19 protein-coding genes are annotated in these 22,906 nt (G+C 45.6%); all 19 read right to left on the bottom strand.

What is annotated here, in order from left to right:
• Positions 1 to 11: 11 nt before the first annotated feature.
• On the bottom strand, positions 12 to 3,302 hold the full coding sequence (locus ENLAB_RS10985) for a GH36-type glycosyl hydrolase domain-containing protein (protein WP_244351112.1): 3,291 nt from the start codon (positions 3,300 to 3,302) through the stop codon (positions 12 to 14).
• A 15-nt stretch (positions 3,303 to 3,317) separates the two neighbouring features.
• Positions 3,318 to 5,468: a glycoside hydrolase family 3 N-terminal domain-containing protein gene (locus tag ENLAB_RS10980; protein ID WP_244351110.1), complete on the bottom strand. Its 2,151-nt coding sequence runs from the start codon at positions 5,466 to 5,468 to the stop codon at positions 3,318 to 3,320.
• A gap of 6 nt (positions 5,469 to 5,474) precedes the next feature.
• Positions 5,475 to 6,254, bottom strand: a complete 780-nt coding sequence (locus ENLAB_RS10975) for an endonuclease/exonuclease/phosphatase family protein (protein ID WP_081118869.1) — start codon at positions 6,252 to 6,254, stop codon at positions 5,475 to 5,477.
• Positions 6,251 to 7,165, bottom strand: a complete 915-nt coding sequence (locus ENLAB_RS10970; protein WP_244351108.1) for an acetylxylan esterase — start codon at positions 7,163 to 7,165, stop codon at positions 6,251 to 6,253. The genes ENLAB_RS10975 and ENLAB_RS10970 overlap by 4 nt, the downstream gene beginning before the upstream one ends.
• Positions 7,158 to 7,760 carry a DUF624 domain-containing protein gene (locus ENLAB_RS10965; protein WP_081118867.1) on the bottom strand — a complete coding sequence of 201 codons (603 nt, stop codon included), beginning with the start codon at positions 7,758 to 7,760 and terminating at the stop codon, positions 7,158 to 7,160. The genes ENLAB_RS10970 and ENLAB_RS10965 overlap by 8 nt, the downstream gene beginning before the upstream one ends.
• A gap of 369 nt (positions 7,761 to 8,129) precedes the next feature.
• The gene (locus ENLAB_RS10960) at positions 8,130 to 9,731 is read right to left on the bottom strand and encodes a type 2 periplasmic-binding domain-containing protein (RefSeq protein ID WP_005227174.1); all 1,602 of its coding nucleotides are present in this window, start codon (positions 9,729 to 9,731) and stop codon (positions 8,130 to 8,132) included.
• Between the two features lie 14 nt (positions 9,732 to 9,745).
• Positions 9,746 to 10,627, bottom strand: coding sequence for a carbohydrate ABC transporter permease (locus tag ENLAB_RS10955; RefSeq protein WP_005227173.1), 882 nt, complete (start codon positions 10,625 to 10,627; stop codon positions 9,746 to 9,748).
• An 11-nt stretch (positions 10,628 to 10,638) separates the two neighbouring features.
• Complete coding sequence (locus ENLAB_RS10950; RefSeq protein WP_005232388.1) at positions 10,639 to 11,550, bottom strand: ABC transporter permease; 912 nt, start codon at positions 11,548 to 11,550, stop codon at positions 10,639 to 10,641.
• A 352-nt stretch (positions 11,551 to 11,902) separates the two neighbouring features.
• Positions 11,903 to 12,904 (bottom strand): Holliday junction branch migration DNA helicase RuvB, encoded by a 1,002-nt coding sequence (gene ruvB / locus ENLAB_RS10945; RefSeq protein ID WP_005227171.1) that lies wholly within the window; start codon positions 12,902 to 12,904, stop codon positions 11,903 to 11,905.
• 14 nt (positions 12,905 to 12,918) lie between these two features.
• Complete coding sequence (ruvA, locus tag ENLAB_RS10940) at positions 12,919 to 13,509, bottom strand: Holliday junction branch migration protein RuvA (protein ID WP_005232405.1); 591 nt, start codon at positions 13,507 to 13,509, stop codon at positions 12,919 to 12,921.
• Positions 13,510 to 13,690: 181 nt separating this feature from the next.
• Positions 13,691 to 14,122, bottom strand: coding sequence for a peptide-methionine (R)-S-oxide reductase MsrB (gene msrB / locus ENLAB_RS10935; RefSeq protein ID WP_008376288.1), 432 nt, complete (start codon positions 14,120 to 14,122; stop codon positions 13,691 to 13,693).
• 88 nt (positions 14,123 to 14,210) lie between these two features.
• Positions 14,211 to 14,609 (bottom strand): GFA family protein, encoded by a 399-nt coding sequence (locus ENLAB_RS10930; protein WP_086293818.1) that lies wholly within the window; start codon positions 14,607 to 14,609, stop codon positions 14,211 to 14,213.
• A gap of 2 nt (positions 14,610 to 14,611) precedes the next feature.
• On the bottom strand, positions 14,612 to 15,172 hold the full coding sequence (locus ENLAB_RS10925) for a Maf family protein (RefSeq protein ID WP_077453872.1): 561 nt from the start codon (positions 15,170 to 15,172) through the stop codon (positions 14,612 to 14,614).
• Positions 15,169 to 17,277 carry a DNA mismatch repair endonuclease MutL gene (gene mutL / locus ENLAB_RS10920; RefSeq protein ID WP_244351105.1) on the bottom strand — a complete coding sequence of 703 codons (2,109 nt, stop codon included), beginning with the start codon at positions 17,275 to 17,277 and terminating at the stop codon, positions 15,169 to 15,171. The genes ENLAB_RS10925 and mutL overlap by 4 nt, the downstream gene beginning before the upstream one ends.
• 15 nt (positions 17,278 to 17,292) lie before the next feature.
• Positions 17,293 to 19,845, bottom strand: a complete 2,553-nt coding sequence (mutS, locus tag ENLAB_RS10915; RefSeq protein WP_244351102.1) for a DNA mismatch repair protein MutS — start codon at positions 19,843 to 19,845, stop codon at positions 17,293 to 17,295.
• A complete protein-coding gene (locus ENLAB_RS10910) occupies positions 19,829 to 20,218 on the bottom strand; it encodes a YlbF family regulator (protein WP_005227164.1) in 390 nt (129 codons plus the stop codon). Before ENLAB_RS10910 ends, mutS begins: the two co-directional genes overlap by 17 nt.
• A gap of 7 nt (positions 20,219 to 20,225) precedes the next feature.
• Positions 20,226 to 21,023 (bottom strand): TIGR00282 family metallophosphoesterase, encoded by a 798-nt coding sequence (locus ENLAB_RS10905; protein ID WP_244351093.1) that lies wholly within the window; start codon positions 21,021 to 21,023, stop codon positions 20,226 to 20,228.
• Positions 21,024 to 21,173: 150 nt separating this feature from the next.
• Positions 21,174 to 22,409: a peptidase T gene (gene pepT, locus ENLAB_RS10900; protein ID WP_244351091.1), complete on the bottom strand. Its 1,236-nt coding sequence runs from the start codon at positions 22,407 to 22,409 to the stop codon at positions 21,174 to 21,176.
• A gap of 37 nt (positions 22,410 to 22,446) precedes the next feature.
• A complete protein-coding gene (locus ENLAB_RS10895; protein ID WP_008376307.1) occupies positions 22,447 to 22,869 on the bottom strand; it encodes a methylglyoxal synthase in 423 nt (140 codons plus the stop codon).
• Between the last annotated feature and the right edge of the window lie 37 nt (positions 22,870 to 22,906).

The following is a 22,906-nucleotide window of genomic DNA, read 5'->3' as shown; positions in this document are numbered from 1 at the left end:
CTTCTCCTTTCTTAACGATAGATATCGATCGTATTGGTTTGGTTTTCGTTTAATTGGGCGCAAAGCGCTGCTTTCTTCAGGACAAACGCACCTTGACGGTAGCGGTTTTCCGCAAACTCAGTGGACATTTCTTCCCCGTTGATCAATACTTTCGGCGTACTTGCCGAATGATAGACGATTTCGACCGGCCGATCAAAGAGTCGATATGTCAGAGTCAATCCTGCTAATTCCGCTGGCAAGACAGGATCAAGTTCAACATGATCAACAAAGGTACGAATGCCTAACACATTGCTGATCAACTGATTCATATAGATCCCTGGACCACTAGAATAGATGCGCCAGCCGCCTTTGACGCCGACTGCTGCCTCCTTAAGTTTACCAAAATTTTCTTGGGCTTCAACCCTTGTTTTGAAATCGCCATCAGAACTGCTGAAATACGCATTTGCTTGACGGATCTCCGCGTTTTCGACCCGTTGAGCGATCTGGATCGGATTGATGACCCCAAGCGCTTGCCAAGTCTCTTCTTCACGACCTAATTTCGCCATCGCTTCGGTAAAGCGGATGTGGGCGTGAACGTACTGCAAACCGATTTCTCGTCCAAAGTTGGCTGCTTGTTCTGCTCGCTTGAAATTGGTGCTGACACCACCCGCATAAGTCGCTGGACGATTCATCAAACGCACCCCATCTGGAAATTGCAAATGCTCCTTGATGATCGCCACATGATGATCGGCTTGTTCGGGAGATAACAGCTCACCGATCATGCTTTGCTGCATCGGCAGCAAGCGGTATTGGATACCGGTTTTCTTGTCAGTCGGATGGACCATCAGTTCCACGTGCTCGCTATCTTCCATATAGACAAATCCTGGCAAAGTGCCATCAGCTAACATGTATTTTTCAAAGTCGTGTTTGATGCCCGCAGACAGTTCTGTTAAATGTTTGGCATACTCTGGGTCAACCGACTGCAACTGGCTGGCCAATTTTTTCAATACTTCATAGGTCAAGGCAACGGTCCAGCTGCTGGCCATTTGTTTCTTCAACTTACTGTTATTTGGCTGCAAGGTGTCATCCCAATCGCCATCACCATAACAAGACAGGTACGTTCCTTCCAAGAAGTTCGCTTCGATATACGCCACTTCTTTTTTCAAATGATCAAACAACGAAGCTTTGGTCTTGGTTTTCAAGAAGGTTGCGCGATCCGTATAAGGCAGTTCTTTTTCCAAAATCGCGAAATCTTTGGTTTTTTCGAGATAGTCACTAACGACTTTCATTGGCCAGACGATCACATCTCCGTGGCTCTCATCGGCTTTTTGTTTCTCATAGCGATCAAACATAAACCATTGTGGCCAGTTGCCGTCATCTGCAAATTGATTTTCAAACAAATGCTCGATGATGGACGCCACCATTTCAGGACGATTAAGTGCTAAGAAATACTCAGTCGGTCCTTGGGAAACGTCTCGAGTCCCCCAAGCAGCACCACCGTACTGTTCAAGACCATGAGGAGACAGGTAATGAACAAGCATATTGTGGGTGTACCAACGTGCCAAGTGATTGAAGGATGTAACGTCCGCCTGCGAATGTTTCAATTCAAACTGATTCAACAAATCATCGACAAAGGCCGTATAGGCAGTATCTTCTTGCTGGCGATCTAACGTTTCGGAAACAAAGGGTTCACCAGTCAGTGTGCCTTGGATCACGAAGGAAACCGTCGCCTGTTCTGCAAAGGTCAATACGGTCGTGCTATCGTCGGCTGCCACATTGAAAATCGTTTCATCGGTCAGTTCAAAAGGTTGAGCCGCATAGAGATAATACGTCAATTCTGGATAAGTTTCCGCAATCGGTGAATCCGCTGTTCCTTTGATGGTGAGCAATTGTTGATCTTGGGAAATGGTAGCAGTCGGTGCAGCTTCATCGATCCCCATCACAAATTGATTAGTGATGGCCCAGGTGTAGTCACGACCTTGTTCACTAGTGATGGTGGTTGCAATCGTGCGTCCATTTGCTTTCGTGAAGGTCGTTACTTGAATGACATCATCGGCTGTTTTGTAGTACCACGTCGCCGAATTCAAGCCCATTTCAAAGGCAGATGGCATCGTTAAAATCCGCCATTGATCGCCGTCTTTCAAATAGATCCGCTGACCGGAACGTTTGAAAAGATTCAATGAGTTGCGGCTATTGCTCAACAATTTATTCATGTTCGTATTGCCTAATACGATTTGGGAGTTAAACATCCCCGTCATGTAAACGGTCGTGCTCAAAATGGGTTGATCGACGATCAGATCTTGTCCGCTCATCAAAATATGTCCATGGGAGCGTTCCATCTGTGCTTCCTTTTCCTTCAACACGACATGGTGATAGTCAGGGGTAAAAAAGGAATACAGCTGTTCGTCAACGATTTCCACTGCTTCTTGCTGAGGAAATCGCTCGTTGATTTCTTCCGTGGTAAATGTCAGCCCTGTGAGCGGTTGACCAAAGTTTTTTCGTGGCTGCGCCGTTGCTTGCAACGAGTCGAAGGACAAGGCTTGATACGTTTCTTTCAACGTTTCAAGTGCAAACTGCGGTTCATTGACTGCCGTCGCTTGATTGGCTTTGACCGCTGCGTAAAAAACGATTTCCGTAGGCGTCTCACTTACCGTCAACCATTGCGTTTGTAGTGCCGTATAGGCAAATTCGTATTGATACACTTCATTGGCTAACGTTTCTTGGCTAAGTGCAGCTGGTTGATTTGTTTCTTTGTAGCTGCGACCGAAAAATTGATAGCCATCCGTCGAGAAGCCTTTTAAGGCTTGGAAGCTGCCTTGTTCCACCAGTGGAAATTGACCATTTTGTGGTTGATTTTGACGCGAAGAAAGCACGATGCGATCCTTATCATGGCTAACATGATGGTCGATATATTGCGAAACATAGGCTTCATTGGATTGAACAGCCCCTTTGGCGGCATTGCCAAGATCTTGTCCGTAAACCAGTTCCGCTTCCCCAGAACCACTCAATTGAACCCGCCAGAACCAGCAATCTTGTGCCAATTGGAAATCAACTTGGTAATTGATGGACTGATACGTCCCAGTCCAGGTCAGCTGTTTGTCTGAGTAGGCAAAGGCACTGTCGGCATTTGAACCGATCAAGGGAATAAAGGACAATTCCCCCGCTTCACGCAGTCGTAGATAGATTTGATTTAAACTACCATCTAGCGCATTTCCGTTCAACTGATTGATCATCACACCGTGACTTTTGATCTCATATAAATCACCGTTTGGTAAAAACGTCACGGTCGTATTTGCATTATTCATCACTATTTTTTTCGTCATAGAAACCTTCCTATCTTACCTAACTAATTGCAGGGTTGTTTGTTGGGTGTCTCGGCTGTTCCCACCAATCATGATGTGGAATTTCCCTGGATCACTGCTTGCTTGTTGGTTGCTGTGAACATAGCGCAGCAGTTCTTCCGTGATCTCAAATTGAACGGTTGCTGATTCGCCAGCCTCTAGCCAAATTTTCTTAAAGCCTTTCAGTTCTTTCACTGGGCGAACCACTTCACCGACTAAATCGCGAATGTAGCATTGGACCGTTTCCCAGACCGCTGCTATTCCTTGGTTGGTAACAGTGATGGAAGCCGTGACCGTTTGATCTTTGGTCATAGTTGGCTGATCCAACGTCACCGCAGAATACGCAACTGGGCTATAGCTCAAGCCAAACCCAAATGGATATTTGGCATAATTGGAGACATCCAAATATTTTGAGACATATTTTTCATCCGGTGCACTTTCATAAGGACGACCGGTATTGTCAACGTTGTAATACACAGGGACTTGTCCAACGGTTTCTGGGAATGACATACTCAAGCGGCCGCTTGGATTGTATTCTCCCCATAGGATCTGAGCAAGTGCGTTTCCGCCTTCGGTTCCAGGGAACCAAGCCTCGACGATTGCTTTGGCTGCATCCACACCTTGCAAATCAAGAGGACGACCGTTATAAAGAGTTACGATCAATTGCTCGTTGTATTCTTTCAAGGTTTCAACCAAGGACAATTGCGCTTGCGGCAAGCGAATGTCGCTGCGGCTGGCAGCTTCGCCGCTCATCCATTCCTGCTCCCCTAGTGCTAGGACTACTTTATCGGCTGCCTTCACTAATTCGATCGCTTCTTGGATCGCCGCTTCAGATGGTGCAAAATAATCAAAGGGTTCTTGACCGATCAACAGATCTGCACCCAAGGCTTGAGCACCCTCCACTAAAGTCACTACTTCTTCTTGTTTCCCTTGCCAAGACCAAGCCCCTAATAGATCACGGGAGTGAGCACCTGGGCCCACGATCGCCACTTTTTCGGTTTTCTGCAACGGCAAGACACCTTCATTTTTCAACAACACCATTGATTTCTTTGCAATATCGCTGGCGATCTCTCGGTGTTCTTGAGACAAAACAGTGGCTGCTTCAGCGGCTTCATCAGCGCCGCGGTATGGATTTTCAAATAGCCCCAGCTCATTTTTTAAGGTCAAGATTCTTAGCACCGCTTCATCGACTAAGGCTTCCTCAACGGTGCCTTCTGCGATCAACTCTTTCAAGTTATCGGTGTAGCAAGTCGTCATCATCTCGATATCGACCCCAGCTTTGATGGCTAGTTCAGCGGCATGTTTTTCATCCTCCGCTGCGCCATGAGCGATCACTTCTTTGATTGCTGCCCAGTCAGAGATCACAACGCCTTCAAACCCGAATTCTTCTCGCAAAACATCACGGAAAAGCCAGCGATTGGCCGTGGCTGGAATGCCGTCTACCGTATTAAAGGAGGTCATCACCAGCTTGGCACCAGCATCAAGGGCTGCTTTATAGCCTGGCAAATAACTTTCTCGCAGTTGGCGTTCTGACATATTGACCGTGTTGTAGTCGCGACCGCCGATAGCCGCACCGTAAGCCGCAAAATGTTTGACGCACGCAGCCAGGCGGTTGAAATCCGTTCGCAGATCATCCCCTTGATAGCCTTTGACAAAGGCTTCAGCGAAGCGACTGTTCAAGTAAGGATCTTCCCCTGTCGATTCCATGACACGGCCCCATCGTGGGTCTCTTACTAAGTCCACCATCGGTGAAAAGGTCACATGCAAGCCAGAAACAGCTGCTTCTTTGGCAGATACTTCCGCCATCTTCTCCGCTGCTGCCAAATCCCATGAACTGCCTAATCCTAATGGAATCGGGAAAATCGTCCGAAAGCCGTGAATGATATCCGCCATCAATATCGTCGGGATATTCAAGCGGTTATTGGCGATATACTCTTTTTGGACGCGGATCGCTTCTTTCGCACCAGAAACACCTAGCGTTGTTCCCGCATTGTTGATGTTCTCTTGTGTCAGTCCTAAGTCGCCCATTGGGCCGGTTTTCTCTTCTGCTTTATCTGAATAAAAAGCCGCTGCCAGTTGCAGCAACTGATCGATTTTTTCATCTAAGGTCATTTCTGAAAGTAGTTCGGTTAATTTCTGCTGTTCCATTTTTATTCATCCTTTGCTTTCTTCAAATTGGACTTCTGCTTCTAAAGGGAAATGATCGGAGGGAAAACGACGATCACAAGAATCCGTTAGACAGGCGGTTTTGACCACCGTGAAGCCTTTCGTATAGATATAATCAATTTCTTCTAATTCTTGCCATGGTAACGTATAAATAAAATTTTGATAGGAGCCTTTGGGTCCGTGATGCGGCTTTTGTCCGTGTTCTTTGGCATTTCGAAAATGCCGCTCTAAGTACCGATGCACCCGCTCGGTTGGCTCCGCATTCAAGTCGCCCATTAGTAATACAGGGTAGCGTTCGATCTGATCTGCCAGCTGCTCAAAGATCACTTTCATCCCTTCAAAACGAGCCATTTCTGAAATATTATCTAAATGGGTCGTGATGACAAGAAACGGCGGATTCTTTTTTTCCTGTAAGACTGCCCAAACACATAAGCGTGAATACGCAGCTTCTGGATGAATACTTGGTTCAGTCGGTGTCAATGACAACCAAAACGAACCTGAAGCTAATAACTCGAAAGTATCTTTTTGATAATACAGTCCGATGCCTTCGCCTAAGCCATCACCGTCACGTTCAGCCGTGACGGAAGCATACTGCGCTAGCTTTGCTAAATCTGCAAATTGACTAGGTCGGGCTTCTTGGATCGCCAGAACATCCCAGTCGTAGTAATCGATCAAGGAGCAGACCACCTCCGATCGATAGTGCCATTGCCATTCTTGGTCATAGTCGGTATCGACTCGTAGATTGTAGGTTGCTACTTTCATCTTCATTCATTTCCTTTGAGTAATTTTGTGATTTGCTGCATTTCACGACGGATTTGTTTCGCTTCGCCGCCGCCATGCCCTTTATTTAAGTAAATACGCAATTCTTTCGGTCCAGGAATCTTTTTATAGGAAACGAAGAAATCTTCCATGGGGCAGATCGGATCAGCACTGCCGACCGATGTATAAACAGGACCAGTTATCTGATGAGCAAAATACTTCAAATCAAAATAACTCATGACTTGATAGATCGTTTCCCGCGTTTCTGGAAATTGTTCGATATACTCTTGGATCACCTGGTAACTTCCTGTTTTTTGTTCGATCCGATGGACAAGATTGGAGTGGCTTGGCACATCGGCAAACGTCGCAAAAATCGGGACGTTCGTTAATGCGTTGACTAATAAGGCGATGCCGCCTCCTTGTGAGCCGCCTCTTAAAATAATGCGCTGCGGATCGATTTCCGGAATCTGTTGAAGGACTTCTAGTGTGCGCAGACTATCTGCGACCAATCGCTTCATATAAAAATCTTCTTTTTTCAAGATGCCGCGTCCAAAAGGTGCTTCATGCTGCGTGGTTTCATAAGGAACTTGATCTTTCGTGCGTCCTCCTTGTCCGCGATTGTCGATGACAAGACAGCCGCAGCCGATCAATAACCAATAAGCGAATTGGAACGGTTCTTGCACATGATTCATATAGCCTAAAAAATCAATCACGATTGGACAATCTGCCGCTTGTTCTGGCAGCAGCAGATGCCCATAGATCGTTTCATTACCAAGACTTTGAAAAGAAATCGTAAAACAATCGATCCCTTTTAGCAAAGGTGCTTGTTTGGTTCTTTCAAAGGCTAGCGGAAGGGCGTCAAGTTCTTGTTGGACCGAAGCCCAAAAACAGGATCGATCAGTCGCTGTGGATTCAGTCATTTGTCTCTTCCCCCTTCGCTAATACTTTATTGAAAAACAACACTTGGATAAAGGCTGAGCCTGAGATCCCTAAACAAACAAATAAGAATAGGTTCACTTTGCTGCACAATACAAAAACAATGATTGGGATCACCAATAAAATGATCGCATTCGCCGTACTGCTAAGAACCGCATACGCCGTTTCTTTCGCTGTTTCTTGCAATGATTGGGCAAACAAGCTGTACAAGAGAATGAACACGACGAGATACAGCGCAGCCAAGCTGACGAGGATCACGGCTAAAACGCCAAAGTAAGGTGTAATCATCATCAAGGAATAGATCAACCCAGCAAAGACTGCGACATACGCAATAACAAGACCTTCTAAGAAGAGCCCACGTTTGAGGTTGCTTAAGAATGCTTGCTTGTATCGCTGCCAAATCGGGACATCCCGTTCCTTGTACAATTGATCGATCGTCTGATACAGCGCGATCAATGCTGGTCCTGCGAGAATCAGCGTCATTGCTGGAATCATAAAGAGAAAACTAACAATGATCATATCTGCTAAAAAAGCAAAGACCCGATAGTACCATCCTTCATAAGAAAATAGTCGATTCATTATGATCCTCCAATCAAAACTTGCTGATTTGTGCTGCGGGTGCTGCGTAAACCTGTTTCTTACCTTCTTGTGATTTTGGGTCGTTTCTCAACGTACAGTTTTCTGGGTTGCAGGTCTCACTCAGTGAGCCAATCGCAGTGATTCTTTGTACGGTCACTACGCTCCCTAAGGTCGCCTAGTACTTTGAAACATCAGATTTTGCGCAAAGTGTGCGCAAAACCTGTGTTTCTTTGGTTGGTCACTACGCTCCCTGCGGTCGCCTAGTACTTTGAAACATCAGATTTTGCGCAAAGTGCGCGCAAAACCTGTGTTTCAAAGCAAAGGAGAGGAAAGGTCTTTTTTTTGGCTTCCTTTCCTCTCCTATGGGGGTTATTTTAGTCGTTCGCGGTTTTCGGCCATTTTTTCAGTTTTAATGTCTTTGATTGCATCCCAGTTGTTTGAATCTAAGAAGCTTTCAAAGTCGGTTAGTGTGCTGTCAAATGTTCCTTCATCTTTTGAACGGATCAATGAGATGATCGTGCTGTTGATTTTGGTTTTGATGGCTGTGTTTGAACGTGCTTCAGCAGTTCCGGCATCTGGATCCGTATTTTCGATCACAAAGTGTGGATACAATTTGCCTTCGCCCCATTCTTGCATTTGAGTCAACGCATTTTCGGTTTTGACTTTCAGTGCATTGACACGGTCATTGTTAAAGTAGTTGAAACGGCTGATACCATATTTTTTGTTGTAGCCTTCGTTGTCGGTTTGTTCCATTTCTTTGATTTCTGGCAAGTAATCGATTTTGCCTTCATCGTTGTATTCATACGTCACGCCTTCAACACCGAATTTTGTCAAAATTTGTCCTGGTTCATCGATCAAGTACGTGAAGAGTTGGGTTACTTTTGCTGGATCCGCTGCATCTTTTGTGATGTAGTTGATCAACCAGCCAGAGATTCCTGTTTGGTTCAAGGTTGCTTCACGACCAGACGTGCTGGCAGGGCCATCGATTGCGATGTAGCGTGTGTCAGAGTTTTTCATGAATTCAGTGAAGTTCCCACCTTGTCCACTCGTTCCTGCGACTAAGATCGTTGCATAGTCCCCTTGTTTTACTTTTTCATCATAGGTTGGGCCGTCATCAGTAAAGCTGTCATCACTGATGTTGCCGTCACGATACACTTGATTGAAGGTTTTCAACCATGAGATATATTCTTCATCTAAGTTACGGTCGTAGAAAGCACCATCTTCATCTTCTAATGGAACACCTAAGAAATCTTGCAATTTATCTAAGAATGGTCCTGCTGTTTCGCCGATCGTTGTGAAGCCCATCGGTGTCAAATCAGGGAATTTCTCGCTGATTTCTTTCATGACTTTCACATAGTTTTCTGGAGTCGAAACATCTGGTTTGCCTAATGCTTCATAGACATCTTCACGGATCACAAAGTTGTCGTTGACGGGAATATTGCCGCTTTCGTAGTCCGCTGCAGTGTTGGAATAGTTTGGATAGCCATAAGTTTTGCCATCATCTAAAGCAAACCATTTGAAGGTATCTTCGGTCACGACATTCATCAAATACGGATCGTATTGTTCCGCTAAATCGTTTAATGAGTATGCCCAGCTATCAGCTTTTGTGGCTGCTTGACTGGTTTTATCCATCAACGTCACGATATCAGGCATATCACCACTTGAAATCAAGGCATTTAATTTCGAATCATCCCCTGAAATAAATTCAATATCAATGTTCAAATCTTTTTTGATTTGGGCTGTCGTCACATCTTCACCAAATGGCAAAGCTGTCCAGTCTGAATTGATGTACCATGTGATCTTGGTTGGTTCTTCTTTGGTATCGAGTTTCCATGCTGGTGTCTTTTCATCTAACTCATACCGATCTTTGATAGAAAAATCCGAACTGCTGGCATTGTCTGAGCTGCCGCCACATGCTGCTAAGCTGAGTAATGCTGATGCTGCCAATAAACCGCCTACTACTTTTTTCATGTCTATCCCTCTTTCTATTCTTTTACTGCACCGGCCATCATACCGCCGATAAAGTGTTTTTGAAGCAATGGATATATAATTAAAATTGGCACTGTCGTGATGACGATCGTAGCCAACTGAACCCCACGGGTCGTTGCTTGGACGATAAAGTCAGTACTACCGCTTTCAGTCATCGTACTCAAGTTGGATTGGACGATGATTTCATAAATCTTCATTTGCAGCGGATAGAGATACTCTTTTGTGATATACAGTTTTGTCGTCATAAAATCATTCCATTGGCCAACCCCGTTGAACAAGATGATGGTTGCCAAGGCCGGTTTCGTTAATGGTAAGAAGATTTTATAGAAGATTTGGAATTCACTTGCACCGTCGATCTTCGCCGATTCTTCGAGTGAAGGCGGAATCTCACGGAAAAAGTTCATTAAAATCACGACATCATAATAGCTGAACAAAGCTGGAATAATGTAGACCCAGAAAGAATCCAGTAATCCTAGCGAGCGAATCAGCAAGTACGTTGGAATCATCCCACCACTGAAGTACATGGTTATGACCCCCATCGTTGTATAGATGTTGCGGCCAACCAAGCGTGATTTACTCAATCCGTAAGCCACGATCGCACAAAACAAGGTATGGGTCGCAGCCCCAAGAACCGTTTTTAACACTGAGATCAAGAAGGCACGAGGGATACTTGCGTCGGAAAAAACTTTCCGATAGTTTTCCCAGGTAAAGCCTTTGGGCCATAACACGAGGCCGTTGCCCGCTAATCCAGAACTAGAAGACACGGAGGAAACCAAGATATTCCAAATCGGTACGATGATCATCAATGAGAATAAAATCAAGATCACGGTATTGAAGAAGTAAAACCATGTGTTTTCTTTTGCTTTTCTTTTGATCATGTTTTTTCCTCCTATAAGATAACTGAATTGCCGTTGTTCAACTTGCGGGTCACTCGATCCGTGATCACCAATAAGATGACGGAAATGACCGCGATCCCCAAGCCGACAGCAGTTGCATAAGAGAAATCACCTTGCGTCAACCCCATTTTATAAACAAAGGAGTTGATGACTTCTGAACGGTTTTGGTTCTGTGAATTCATCAAAACTAATGTTTGATCTAGGTTTGACCCTAAGATACCGCTCACATTCAGAATCAAGTTTAAGGAGATGATCGGTGTCAGTAATGGCAATGTGATCGAGCGAATCTGTCTTAGCTTGCTGGCACCATCGATTCGTGCGGCTTCATAAAACGTTGGATCGATCCGCGACATCCCTGCCAAGTAAAGGATCGTTCCCCAGCCGACTTCTTTCCATAGATCAGAAAGGACCGCGATCCACCAATATTTGCTTGGATCCAATAGATGATTGACCCCTTTGTCCATCAATCCTACAGACATCAGCACTTGGTTGATAAAGCCGTTCGTTGACAGCCAAGAAATCATCATCCCACCTAGCACGATCCATGAGAAAAAATGGGGAATGTATGAAACCGTTTGAATAAATTTCTTCAAGCGGCCATCTTGCATTTCAAAAATCATAATGGCTAACACAATCGGGATCGCAAAACCTAATCCTAATTTCAATAAGCTGATGGCTAACGTATTTCTAACCGCTTCCCAGAAAAAACTGTCATTCATAATGATACGGAAATTCTCTAACCCGACCCATGGTGCTGATGAAATCGTGTCAATCACCGTATAGTTTTTGAAAGCGATTATAATTCCGTAGATCGGAATATAATTAAATACGATCATAAATGCCACGCCGGGAAAAACCATCCAGTGAAGCTGCCGTTGACTATAAAACTTTTGCAGTTTACTCATACACAAAATCTCCTTCTTTCTATCCTCGTAACACTACGTATATCTCCACACTTCGGTGAAACGTTTCTACAAAAAGATTATATCCGCTGCCATTCGAAAATGCAAGCCTTTCCAATTATTTTTTTCAGCTTTTCTTTTTTCACAAATCTTGTTGGGTTCCTCACAAATATAAAAGCTTTTATATCAATGTTTTAAGATGAAATTATTTCCCTAAGAACTTCTAATTAATCAAATTTCACAAATATCACATTTTCCCAACATCGATTACTCCTCAGAAATTATTAAAAAATAAAAAGAAACGTTTCACCAAATGCACAAAAAAGCAGCAATCATTGCTGATTGCCGCTTCCTTCTATTCGCTTCTTTGCGGATAGCCAAAATGGTCATACGCTAACGGTGTTGCGATCCGCCCACGTGAGGTCCGTTTCAAAAATCCTTTTTGGATCAAAAACGGTTCGTACATATCTTCCACTGTTTCGGTTTCTTCCCCGATATTGACAGCGATCGTACTTAATCCCACCGGGCCGCCTTGATACAATTCGATCATCGTCCGAATCAATTTCTGATCGATATAATCCAAGCCAGCATGATCGACTGCCAAAAGCGCCAATGCCTGATCAGCAACGGTGCGATCGATCAAGCCATCTGCTTGCACTTGCGCATAATCGCGAACTCGTTTAAGCAACCGGTTGGCGATCCGCGGGGTGCCTCGGGACCGACGGGCGATTTCGATCGCCCCTTCTTCCACGATATCCGTTTCAAAGATGGACGCAGTCCGCTGCACGATCTCTTTTAAATCATGGTCTTCATAATATTGCATATGCGAAATGATCCCGAAGCGATCCCGTAGTGGTGCCGAGAGCATCCCCGCCCGCGTCGTTGCGCCGACTAAGGTAAATGGCGGAAGCGGAAAATGAACTGGGTGAGCCGTTGTCCCTTGCCCCACCATGATATCCACATAAAAATCTTCCATTGCCGAATAAAGCATTTCTTCGGCGACACGAGGCAAGCGATGGATCTCATCGATAAACAGAACATCCCCTGGCTGTAGCTCATTCAAGATCGCAATCAAATCCCCTGGTTTTTCGATCGCAGGACCGCTGGTCGTCTTGATTTGCACCTGCATCTCGTTGGCGATCACCATTGCCATCGTCGTTTTCCCTAAGCCTGGCGGACCATATAAGAGGACATGATCCAACGCTTCTTCTCGATTTTTCGCCGCTTGGATATAAATCGAAAGCTCCTGCTTGACTTTGTCTTGTCCGATATATTGGGCAAGGGTTTGCGGACGCAAGGATTTTTCGATGATCTCTTCTTGTTCAGTACTTTCTGGCGAAACAATTCGTTCATCCATCGTCTACTTGCTCCTTACTTTTTCATCATCAATCGGAGAGCTTCCCGCAAGTACTCATCCGTCGATTTTGTCGTATTCGCCGCTAATTGTTTTTCGGCTTTCTTGACTTCTTTTTCGCTATACCCCAATGCTTTCAAGGCTTCCATCGCTTCATCTAAAGCAGTCGTTGCCACGCTTAGAGGAACGATCGCTTCTTCTCCCACCAGTTCAGCCACTTTGCCTTTCAAGTCTAGGATCATTTGCTGCGCCGTCTTTTTACCGACACCTGGGAACTTAGTCAAATAGTTGACGTCCCCATTTTCGACTGCCGTGATCAACCCCGTATGGTCTTCATTGGCCATGATTGCTAACGCACTCTTTGGTCCAATACCTGAGACACTGATCAATTTTAAAAACAACTGCTTGCCTTCGATCGTGGCAAAGCCGTAGAGACTATGGGCATCTTCACGAATCACTTGGTGCAGATAGATTTTTACTTCTTGGTTCAACTTGCCGCTAAATGAATACGGATTGCCAAAAGCGATCTGATAGCCGATGCCATGGGTCTCAACGACGATATACGCCGGAAAGATATCCGTTACTTTTCCTATGATATATTCGTACATGTGCTTTCCTTTCTGTACATACGTTCCCTTTATTGTAGCACAGACGAGAGGGCAAAAAAAGGACTGTGAACGAAGGAAAAGGCTTAGCAGGAAACAAACGGAGGAAAAACCGTTGTTTCAGTCGCATTTTTTCAAACGAGACATGCTGCTGCGTCTTTTTTTCGCACACAGTTCCTAATACTTACTCAACGAGTGATTTGAATTCGCCATAGCCTTTTTCATCCATTTCTGCCAAAGGGATGAACTTCAATGCTGCCGAGTTGATACAATAGCGCAAACCGCCTTTGTCCTGAGGACCGTCTGAAAAAACATGTCCTAAATGAGAGTCAGCTTCTTTGCTGCGGACTTCTACTCGATGCATGCCGTGAGAAAAATCGGCTTTTTCTTGAATATCTTGGCGACTGATCGGCTTCGAAAAGGACGGCCAGCCACAACCAGCGTCATATTTATCAGTAGAAGCAAACAATGGTTCTCCGTTGACGATATCAACATAGATCCCTTTTTCATAAAAATCATCATACTCGCCAGTAAAGGGGCGTTCGGTTGCATTTTCTTGGGTCACCGCATATTCGATCGGCGACAATTTTTCTTTTAATTCTTTTTTATCTGTCATTTTTTCACCTGCTTTTCCTCTAGACTCATCCTGTATGCTCTATCATGCCTTTTTTCTTAGCGAATGTAAAATGACTTGCTCAAATTATTTAAGGGTTTTGCAGCTTTTCCCAACGAGTCGTTGGTTCCGCAAAATGGTAAAACTGCGGTTGGTCTTTTGTATAGATTTCTTCGGTTAAGACAGCTTCTGGCAAGTTGCCAAATAACCCAGCCGCAAAAAAATAGGTGTGTGTTTCTTTGAGGTAAAAGAACAGACTCGAGCCGCATTGACTGCAAAATCCTCGCTGTGCCCACTCAGAAGAATCGTAACGTCGCAGCCACTTCGCTCCTTGAAGAGCCATCTGGTCCTCAGCGCATGGCGCAAGAGCGAACATTGGTCCGCCGTGAAATTTCTGGCAGAGACTACAATGACAAACCGTGATTTCTTTCGCAACTCCCGTCAAGTTGATCGTGACTTTGCCGCAAAGACAACTACCAGAAACATCCATCCTTATTCCTCCTCCGTAAACTCTTGCAACAACTGATAGACCGTAGCGACAGGAAACCCTACGATCGTATAAAAATCGCCGGTTATCGATGAGACAAATACTTTGGCCGCCCCTTGGATCCCATAGGCGCCCGCTTTGTCTTGGTACTCATCTAAGACAAGATACTTGTCGATCTCTTGATCCGTCAAAGGACGAAACACAACTTCCGTCGAAACCACTGCTTGGCGTTGCTGTTTGCCTTTTTGCAAAACGACGGCGGTATGCACCCAATGGGTCCGTCCGCTCATTTTTCGCAACATCGACCGAGCATCTTTACGGTCTACTGGCTTTCCTAAGATTTCTTCATCCACCACGACCGTCGTATCGCTCGCGATCACCAGATCTTCAGGATATGCTTGCGTAATAGCCGCCGCTTTTTCTGCTGCCATCCGTTGGACATAAGGGATCGCCGCTTCGTTCGGTCGGACTGACTCATCGATATCCGCTGGTATGACCGCAAATTCCGGGACTAACTCCGCTAATAATTCTTTGCGCCGCGGCGACTGTGAAGCCAAAATAATCATTCCATGCCACTCCTTGCTCGATGAGGATCTTGAATTCGTTTGAACATCCGCTCCATGTCGCTGTTGGTGAAATGGATCAGCACCGGGCGACCATGGGGACAGTTGAAGGGATTCTCGCATTTCGCTAAGTCTTGCAACAAGATTCGCGCTTGTGCTTCATTCAAATAGTGATTGGCTTTGATGGATCGTTTGCAGCTCATCATGATCGCTGTTGCTTCACGAAACTTTTTGACACTGACACTTCCTGTGGTCAATAACATATCGATCATTTCGCGGATAATGGCTTCTTCTTCACCGCTAGGATACCACGTCGGGTGCGCCCGGACGATGAAACTATTGGTCCCAAAAGATTCCAGATGGATCCCGACTTCTGCCAGCTTGTCACTTTGTTCCTTCAATTGCAGTGCATCGCTGTTGGGATAATCCAAAACGATCGGCACTAACAATTCTTGTAGATCATTGGTCACTTCGCCGATTTTTTCGCGGTAATACTCATATTTGATTCGTTCTTGTGCCGCATGCTGGTCGACGATATATAGCCCCGCCTCGCTTTGGGCAAACAAATAGGTCCCATGCATCTGCCCAAAATAATCCAGTTGGGGAAAACGCTCCTTCGCTGGTTCTTCTTCCAGCAACCGTTCGACCGTTTTCAGGTAGTTGCGGTCATCCCCATGCATTTCCGGGTGAAGAGTCGCTTGACTTTGCAGATCTTGCGCCGTAAGCTCTGGCGTCTCATCTGGAAGAAAGGCAGGCGCTTCTGGCAGCGGCGCTTTTGTTTCCGTCTGTTCTTCCACAAATGGTTTTCGGACAGGCTTATTTGGCAACGTCTCTTCCAAACTGCGAAAGGTTTCCTCAGTTTCTTCCAACAAGTTTTCGCTAGATTCCTGTGGCATTTCTGGAAGTTTTCCACCTTCCTCCACAGGCTTTTCCACAGAGTTATCCACAGCCTGTTGATAAGTACTGCCCTGCACCTCAAATTTCCCGGTTTCGCGATTATAAGACAACCCAGAAGTCGAATTTCCTGCTGACTCCAGTTCCAAGCCAAGCTGCTGGGCTTTTGGCTGATCGGCAACTTTTTTCTTAAACCGCAGATTGTCAGCGGCGTTAGGAATCAAATTGATTTCCCGCAGCGCCTCATTGATGGCTTTACTGATTAGTTTGGTCAGTTCTTCTTCTTTTGACAAACGAACTTCTTGCTTAGTCGGATGAACATTGACATCGACTAATAAGGGATCCATTTTGATTTCAAGGACAGCTAATGGAAAACGACCGACCATCAATTTTGACCCGTAACCAGCAACGATCGCTTTATTCAAAGCAAAGTTGCGAATATAACGACCATTGATGATCGTGGATAAATAGTTGCGGCTAGCTCGGGTGACTTCTGGCAGTGACACAAAGCCAGTGACTTTAAAGTCGAGGTCCTCAGTATCGATCGCGATCATTTTTTTGGCGGTTTCCACCCCGTAGATCCCGGCGATGGTTTGTTTTAACTGCCCACTTCCAGTGGTGCTCAACATCTTATTGCCTTCATGAACGAGACGAAAAGCCACTTCTGGATGGCTTAGGGCGATCCGATTGACGATATCGCCGATATTTGCTAGTTCCGTTTGCAGCGTCTTGACATATTTCAAGCGTGCCGGTGTATTGTAAAAGAGGTTTTCCACAGTGATCTTGGTTCCTTGCCGCAAGTTGGCAGGCAAATGCTCTTCAACAGCGCCGCCTTTTAAGCGCACAAAGGAGCCTTGTTGGGCGCCTTTGACTGCCGTTTCAATCGAGAGGATCGAAACCGAAGCGATACTAGGCAAAGCTTCCCCGCGAAACCCGAGGGTACGTATTCGAAACAAGTCATCTCGATTGTGGATTTTACTGGTGGCGTGGCGTTTAAAGGCAGTCAAGACATCCTCTTCTGCAATTCCTTCGCCATTATCGATGACCTGGATTTTACGCAAGCCTGCTTCTTCAATAAAAATATCGATTTGGGTACTGCCGGCATCCACGGCGTTTTCAACTAATTCTTTGACGACAGAAGCTGGTCGCTCAACGACTTCTCCTGCCGCGATTTGGTTCGCCAGACGTTCGGATAACTCTTGGATCTTTCCCATCTGCTGACCTTCTTTCTAAATTCGTTTTTGCAGCTCGTACAATGTATTCAGAGCATCCATCGGGGTCATTTCCAACAGATTCAATTTCTTCAACTGATCGATAACGCCGATTTCTTCCGTAGATACTTCGCTAAACAACGACAACTGCTGACTTTCTTCGACGACTGGTTTTGGCTGTACCGTCGGTTCATGTTCTTCCAGCGCTTTTAAGATCGTGGCTGCGCGCTGTAAGAGTGCACTTGGCAGTCCAGCGATTTTGGCTACATGGATCCCATAGCTTTTATCTGCGGGCCCTTCCATCATCTTATGCAAGAAGACGACTTCGCCTTCTTTTTCAACGGCACCAACATGGACATTGCGCAAGTGTGCCAATTCCTCATCTAAAACCGTCAGCTCATGATAATGGGTAGAGAAAAGTGTTTTGGCATGAACTTCTTTGTGGATATATTCAATGATGGCTTGTGCCAATGCCATCCCATCATAGGTCGCAGTCCCACGCCCTAACTCATCAAACAAAATCAAGCTGTTAGGCGTTGCATGACGCAGCGCTTGGTTGGCTTCCATCATCTCCACCATAAACGTACTTTGACCGGCGATCAGATCATCGCTGGCACCGATGCGAGTAAAGATCCGATCGAAAATCGGCATCTCTGCAGATTGTGCCGGTACGAAGCAGCCGATCTGCGCCATAATGACTAGCAAGGCAAACTGCCGCATGTACGTACTCTTCCCAGACATATTTGGTCCTGTGATCAACAGGATCTCTGTTTCTTCATCCATCACGATACTATTCGGAATGTACTCTTGGTGACCAAGGACTTTTTCCACTACAGGATGACGGCCGTCGATGATCGATACCGCTCGTTTTTTCGCTACTGTCGGCCGCACGTATTGGTAACGTTCCGAAACCGTGGCGAAACTTTGTAAGACATCGACCGCACTGACGGCTTTGGCTAACTTTTGTAGACGGGTGATACTCTTTTTCACTTCTTCACGAACGTCAAGAAACAGGCGGTATTCCAAATCCACCGATTTCTCTTCGGCTTCTAAAATCAAAGTCTCCAGTTTTTTCAACTCGGGTGAAATAAACCGTTCCGCATTGGCTAACGTTTGCTTGCGCTCGTAGCGAGAGGTATCTAAATTCACTAGATTGGCTTTCGTGATCTCAATGTAATAGCCAAAGACGCGGTTGAACCCAACTTTCAAGTTTTTGACCCCCGTCGCTTGGCGTTCGTTGGCTTCTAATTCCGCCAGCCATTGCTTGCCGTTACGCATCGCTGTACGGTATTCATCTAATTGTTGATGGAACCCATCTTTGATGATGTTGCCTTCTGTGATCTGCAACGGGGCATCTTCATCGATCGCCGCACCGATCAGTGCAACCAAATCATCTAGGGGCGTTAATTCCAGCAGCAAGTCATTCCACTCGCCACGGTTGATGCCTTGCAGCAATTGCGCGATCAAAGGCACTTGCTCCAAAGAAGATTTCAACTGCAGCAAATCGCGGCCATTGACATTTCCGAAGGCGACCCGTCCGACTAAGCGTTCCATGTCATAGACTTTCGTCAGCGCTTCTTGCAGATCTGCTCGCTCAAAGAAACTGTCTAGTAACGATTGGACCATTTCTTGGCGGGCAGTGATTTTCTTTGGCTGGATCAAGGGACGGTCCAACCATTGCTTTAACAAACGTCCCCCCATTGCGGTTTTTGTCTCGTCCAGCAACCACAAAAGAGTCCCTTGTTTTTTGCCAGTTCGAATCGACTGCGTCAATTCTAAGTTGAATTTGGAATAATGATCCATTTTCAAGGCATGATCGGGCTGATATTCCACGGCTTGTTGAATATGCGCTAAACTGCGTTTTTGGGTGATCGCCAAATAACTTAGCAACTTCCCTGTGACTACTTTTTCTAACTCTTGGGAGAGAGGTTCTGTTAAAAATTGAAATTCGGCATTTTCTTCCAACGTTTCTTGCTTAGAAAACACGACATTCAAGCGATTGGTCAGTGTTGTTTGCAATGACTCAGGGATCTCGCTGCACAAAACGACTTCTTTCGTTTGGAGAGCGGCTGCCTCATTGACGACAGCTTCTTCATCTTCCAATTGCGCTGCTTTTAATTCACCGGTACTTAGATCGACATAGGCAAAGCCAAAACGCTCCCCTTGCTGCAAAACAGCTGTCAAAAAGTTGTTTTCTTTGGCGGATAGGCCTTTACTGTCCATCACCGTTCCCGGCGTGATTAGTTGAACGACTTCGCGTTTGACCATTCCTTTGGTGGTTTTTGGATCTTCCACTTGCTCACAAATCGCTACTTTGTAGCCTTGCTCGATCAAGGTGTCGATGTAATTGCTGGCGGCGTGGTAAGGCACCCCACACATAGGGATCGGTTCCTCCGCATTTTTGTTGCGGCTGGTTAACGTCAGTTCTAAAATTTGTGCTGCCTTGACAGCATCCTCATTAAATAATTCATAGAAATCCCCTAAACGATAGAATAAAAAAGCATCTTGGTACTGAGCCTTGATGCTTAAATACTGTTCCATCATCGGGGTATTTTTAGTTTTTTGAGGCATTGGTTTCATCCTCCTCGATGGCTTTATTCATTTTCTTTTGGATCTCCGTCGTGACATATTGCAGCAATTCATCTGCTTGCAGTAACGCTTGACGATAAGCAACCACTAAAGGATGCTGCTCGTATTCGTTTGTCAATGACGCATAACGCTGCTCGGCAGCTTTTTTTGCTTCGGGTTTCTCATAATGCTCAAATTGAACGATCTCTTTTTGCGCTTGCTTCAGCGCTTCTTCCAGCTCCAATAGCCCTTGGTTTTGCAAGGCTCGTGCTTGGATTTCTTGAAATTCTTGAACGATCGGATGATCAGACAAGAGCTTTTGCAAAGCAGCCAGCTCTTGGGCAACGTGTGGTTCTTTGACTAATTGCTCTTCCATGCTTCTCCTATTCTGTAAACGGGCGATCTTCACTGATTTGGATCGGACGGATCGATTTTGCATTACCAGTGGCTTCATCAATCTCAAGCAAGCAAGCCGACAAAATACTGCGGCCTTTTTCAATCACTTCAAACCGTTGCGGCAACGCCGTCAAAAATTTTTCAATGACTGGTTCGCGTTTCATCCCCAAGATCCCATCATAAGGACCAGTCATGCCGACATCTGACAAATAAGCTGTTCCTTGGGGCAAAATCCGCGCATCATTGGTCTGGACATGGGTATGCGTGCCGACGACTGCCGAAACACGGCCATCCAAATACCAGCCCATCGCTTGTTTTTCGCTGGTGGTTTCCCCATGAAAATCCACAAAGATAAACGGTGTACGTTTGCGGGCAATCGCAACCAGTTCATCCATTTTGCGAAACGGATCATCAAGGTCGACCATGAACGAGCGAGCTTGCATGTTGATCACCGCCAATTCAATGGTGTTGACTTTCACAAATACCATGCCGACGCCCGGTGTTCCTTCTGGAAAATTGGCTGGACGAATCATTTTCTTCGCATCGCCAATAAATTCAAAAATGTCCCGGTTGTCCCATGTATGATTGCCTAATGTCACGACATCGACACCATCTTGCAAAAATTTCTTATAGATTTTTCCAGTGATCCCACGACCCGCCGCCGCATTCTCGCCGTTTGCGATCGTCACCTGTGGTCGATACACCTTTTTTAATTTTGGAAGGTACTCCGTGATCGTTTCTCTTCCTAATGAACCAACTACATCTCCAATGAATAATACCCGCACACATTTTTCCTCTTCTCTTTTAGCTTCTTTTCTATTATAAGGGTTTTGGTCCAGAAAAAAAAGGTTCTTTCACTTGCGGTTCTTCCCTGCAACAAAACAAAAAAACACGCTAGACTCTTTCGCATGGGTCTAGCGTGTCGCTCGATTCTCTTAGGAAACAGTGGTGTCCTCTTGTCCTACATGTTCCACGATCGCCACGATCAAATCACGGGCTTTTTCCATCGCTTCCACAGTAATAAATTCATACTGGCCATGGAAGTTTTCACCACCGACAAATAAGTTCGGTGTTGGAATGCCTTTATAGGTGATTTTCGAGCCATCGGTCCCGCCACGAAACGGCGCTTCGATCGGCGTCACGCCAATCGCTTGCATCCCTGCTCGGGCAGCTTCGATACTGCGGGGATCTTTCTTGATCAAATCCCCCATATTGTAATATTGGTCATACAGCGTATAGTTGATACGTTCTTGCCCATAGGCTGTGTTCAATTCGTCAATGATCCCCACGATGTTGGCTTTTCGCTGTTCAAAAAGCGCATGGTCATGATCACGAATGATATAAGAAACTTCTGCTCGACCAATATGTCCCGTCAAATTGTGCAGTAGGTAAAAACCTTCATACCCGCGGGTGCGTTCAGGAACTTCCTCTGCTGGTAATGCATCGTCGATTTGATGCGCGATTTTCAAGGCGTTGACCAAACGACCGTAAGCAGTCCCAGGATGCACACTCGTACCATCGATCGTTATATCGATACGAGCAGCATTAAAGGTTTCATATTCCATATGCCCCACACGACCACTGTCCATCGTGTAAGCAAATGCCACTGGAAAATCCGCCGCATCAAAGCGATCAGCGCCAGTCCCGATCTCTTCATCAGGACCAAAAGCGACCCAGACATCGCCACGTTTATGCGCATCCATCGTTTGTAAGATGCGCAGCGCGTCAATGATCTCTGCGATACCAGCTTTATCATCTGCCCCCAGCAGGGTCGTTCCATCCGTTGTGATCAACGTTTCGCCAATATAGTCTTTGAGGTTCGGAAATTCAGCAGTTGTCATATAAATGGCTTTTTCTTTATTTAAACAAACATCCTTGCCATCGTAATTTTCATGGATCTGCGGCTGAATATTTTCAGCTTCGAAATCTGCCGTATCTACATGGGCAATAAAGCCAATCGCCGTTTTTTCAGGATTACCAGGTAGACGTCCGATCACAAAACTATTCTTTTCATAGTAAGCAACATCCGCTACCCCCATCTCGATCAACTGATCTTTCAATAAAAGAGCCGACTCAACTTGTCCCGGCGTCGTTGGGATGCTCTGACTCGTCGCGTCCGAGCGAGTATTCATTTTTGCATAGGTCAAAAAATCCTTTAAGATTGCTTTCAATTCTGCACGTCCTTTTTCTTCAATTATTTTGTTCTCCCTATAACGACAAGGGTCGATTGTCCGTTTCGTGGATCACTTGTCGAAAATCAGCAAAGCCAGCTGCTAACCCGCGCAGCAAGATTTCTGCCGTTCCCATATTGGTGGCTAAAGGAATCTCGTATACATCTGACAAGCGAATCAATGCCGTTACATCTGGTTCATGGGGTTGTGCGGCTAAAGGATCGCGCAAAAAGATCACCATGTCCAAATCATCTTGCGAAATCATGGCGCCAATTTGCTGATCTCCTCCCAGCGGTCCTGATTTGTAGCGGTGGACAGGCAACTGGGTTGCTTCTTCAATTCTCTTTCCCGTAGTTCCTGTTGCAAAAAGTTCGTGCTGCGCTAAAATTTCTCGATAGGCAGTCACTAATTTTACCATTACATCCTTTTTTCGATCATGAGCAATCAATGCGATTTTCATTTGCTGCATTCCCCCTTTTTTTCTATTGTACCAATTT

Origin of the sequence: Enterococcus innesii (genome assembly GCF_022846515.1) — a bacterium.
In the GTDB taxonomy this organism is placed as follows: domain Bacteria; phylum Bacillota; class Bacilli; order Lactobacillales; family Enterococcaceae; genus Enterococcus_D; species Enterococcus_D innesii.
This window is presented reverse-complemented; position numbering and strand designations above follow the sequence as displayed.

Bases quoted from the DNA above. Each gene is read 5' to 3' on its own strand.
- ENLAB_RS10985 (WP_244351112.1), bottom strand. From the start codon at position 3,302: ATGACGAAAAAAATAGTGATGAATAATGCAAATACGACCGTGACGTTT.
- ENLAB_RS10980 (WP_244351110.1), bottom strand. From the start codon at position 5,468: ATGGAACAGCAGAAATTAACCGAACTACTTTCAGAAATGACCTTAGAT.
- ENLAB_RS10975 (WP_081118869.1), bottom strand. From the start codon at position 6,254: ATGAAGATGAAAGTAGCAACCTACAATCTACGAGTCGATACCGACTAT.
- ENLAB_RS10970 (WP_244351108.1), bottom strand. From the start codon at position 7,165: ATGACTGAATCCACAGCGACTGATCGATCCTGTTTTTGGGCTTCGGTC.
- ENLAB_RS10965 (WP_081118867.1), bottom strand. From the start codon at position 7,760: ATGAATCGACTATTTTCTTATGAAGGATGGTACTATCGGGTCTTTGCT.
- ENLAB_RS10960 (WP_005227174.1), bottom strand. From the start codon at position 9,731: ATGAAAAAAGTAGTAGGCGGTTTATTGGCAGCATCAGCATTACTCAGC.
- ENLAB_RS10955 (WP_005227173.1), bottom strand. From the start codon at position 10,627: ATGATCAAAAGAAAAGCAAAAGAAAACACATGGTTTTACTTCTTCAAT.
- ENLAB_RS10950 (WP_005232388.1), bottom strand. From the start codon at position 11,550: ATGAGTAAACTGCAAAAGTTTTATAGTCAACGGCAGCTTCACTGGATG.
- ruvB (WP_005227171.1), bottom strand. From the start codon at position 12,904: ATGGATGAACGAATTGTTTCGCCAGAAAGTACTGAACAAGAAGAGATC.
- ruvA (WP_005232405.1), bottom strand. From the start codon at position 13,509: ATGTACGAATATATCATAGGAAAAGTAACGGATATCTTTCCGGCGTAT.
- msrB (WP_008376288.1), bottom strand. From the start codon at position 14,122: ATGACAGATAAAAAAGAATTAAAAGAAAAATTGTCGCCGATCGAATAT.
- ENLAB_RS10930 (WP_086293818.1), bottom strand. From the start codon at position 14,609: ATGGATGTTTCTGGTAGTTGTCTTTGCGGCAAAGTCACGATCAACTTG.
- ENLAB_RS10925 (WP_077453872.1), bottom strand. From the start codon at position 15,172: ATGATTATTTTGGCTTCACAGTCGCCGCGGCGCAAAGAATTATTAGCG.
- mutL (WP_244351105.1), bottom strand. From the start codon at position 17,277: ATGGGAAAGATCCAAGAGTTATCCGAACGTCTGGCGAACCAAATCGCG.
- mutS (WP_244351102.1), bottom strand. From the start codon at position 19,845: ATGCCTCAAAAAACTAAAAATACCCCGATGATGGAACAGTATTTAAGC.
- ENLAB_RS10910 (WP_005227164.1), bottom strand. From the start codon at position 20,218: ATGGAAGAGCAATTAGTCAAAGAACCACACGTTGCCCAAGAGCTGGCT.
- ENLAB_RS10895 (WP_008376307.1), bottom strand. From the start codon at position 22,869: ATGAAAATCGCATTGATTGCTCATGATCGAAAAAAGGATGTAATGGTA.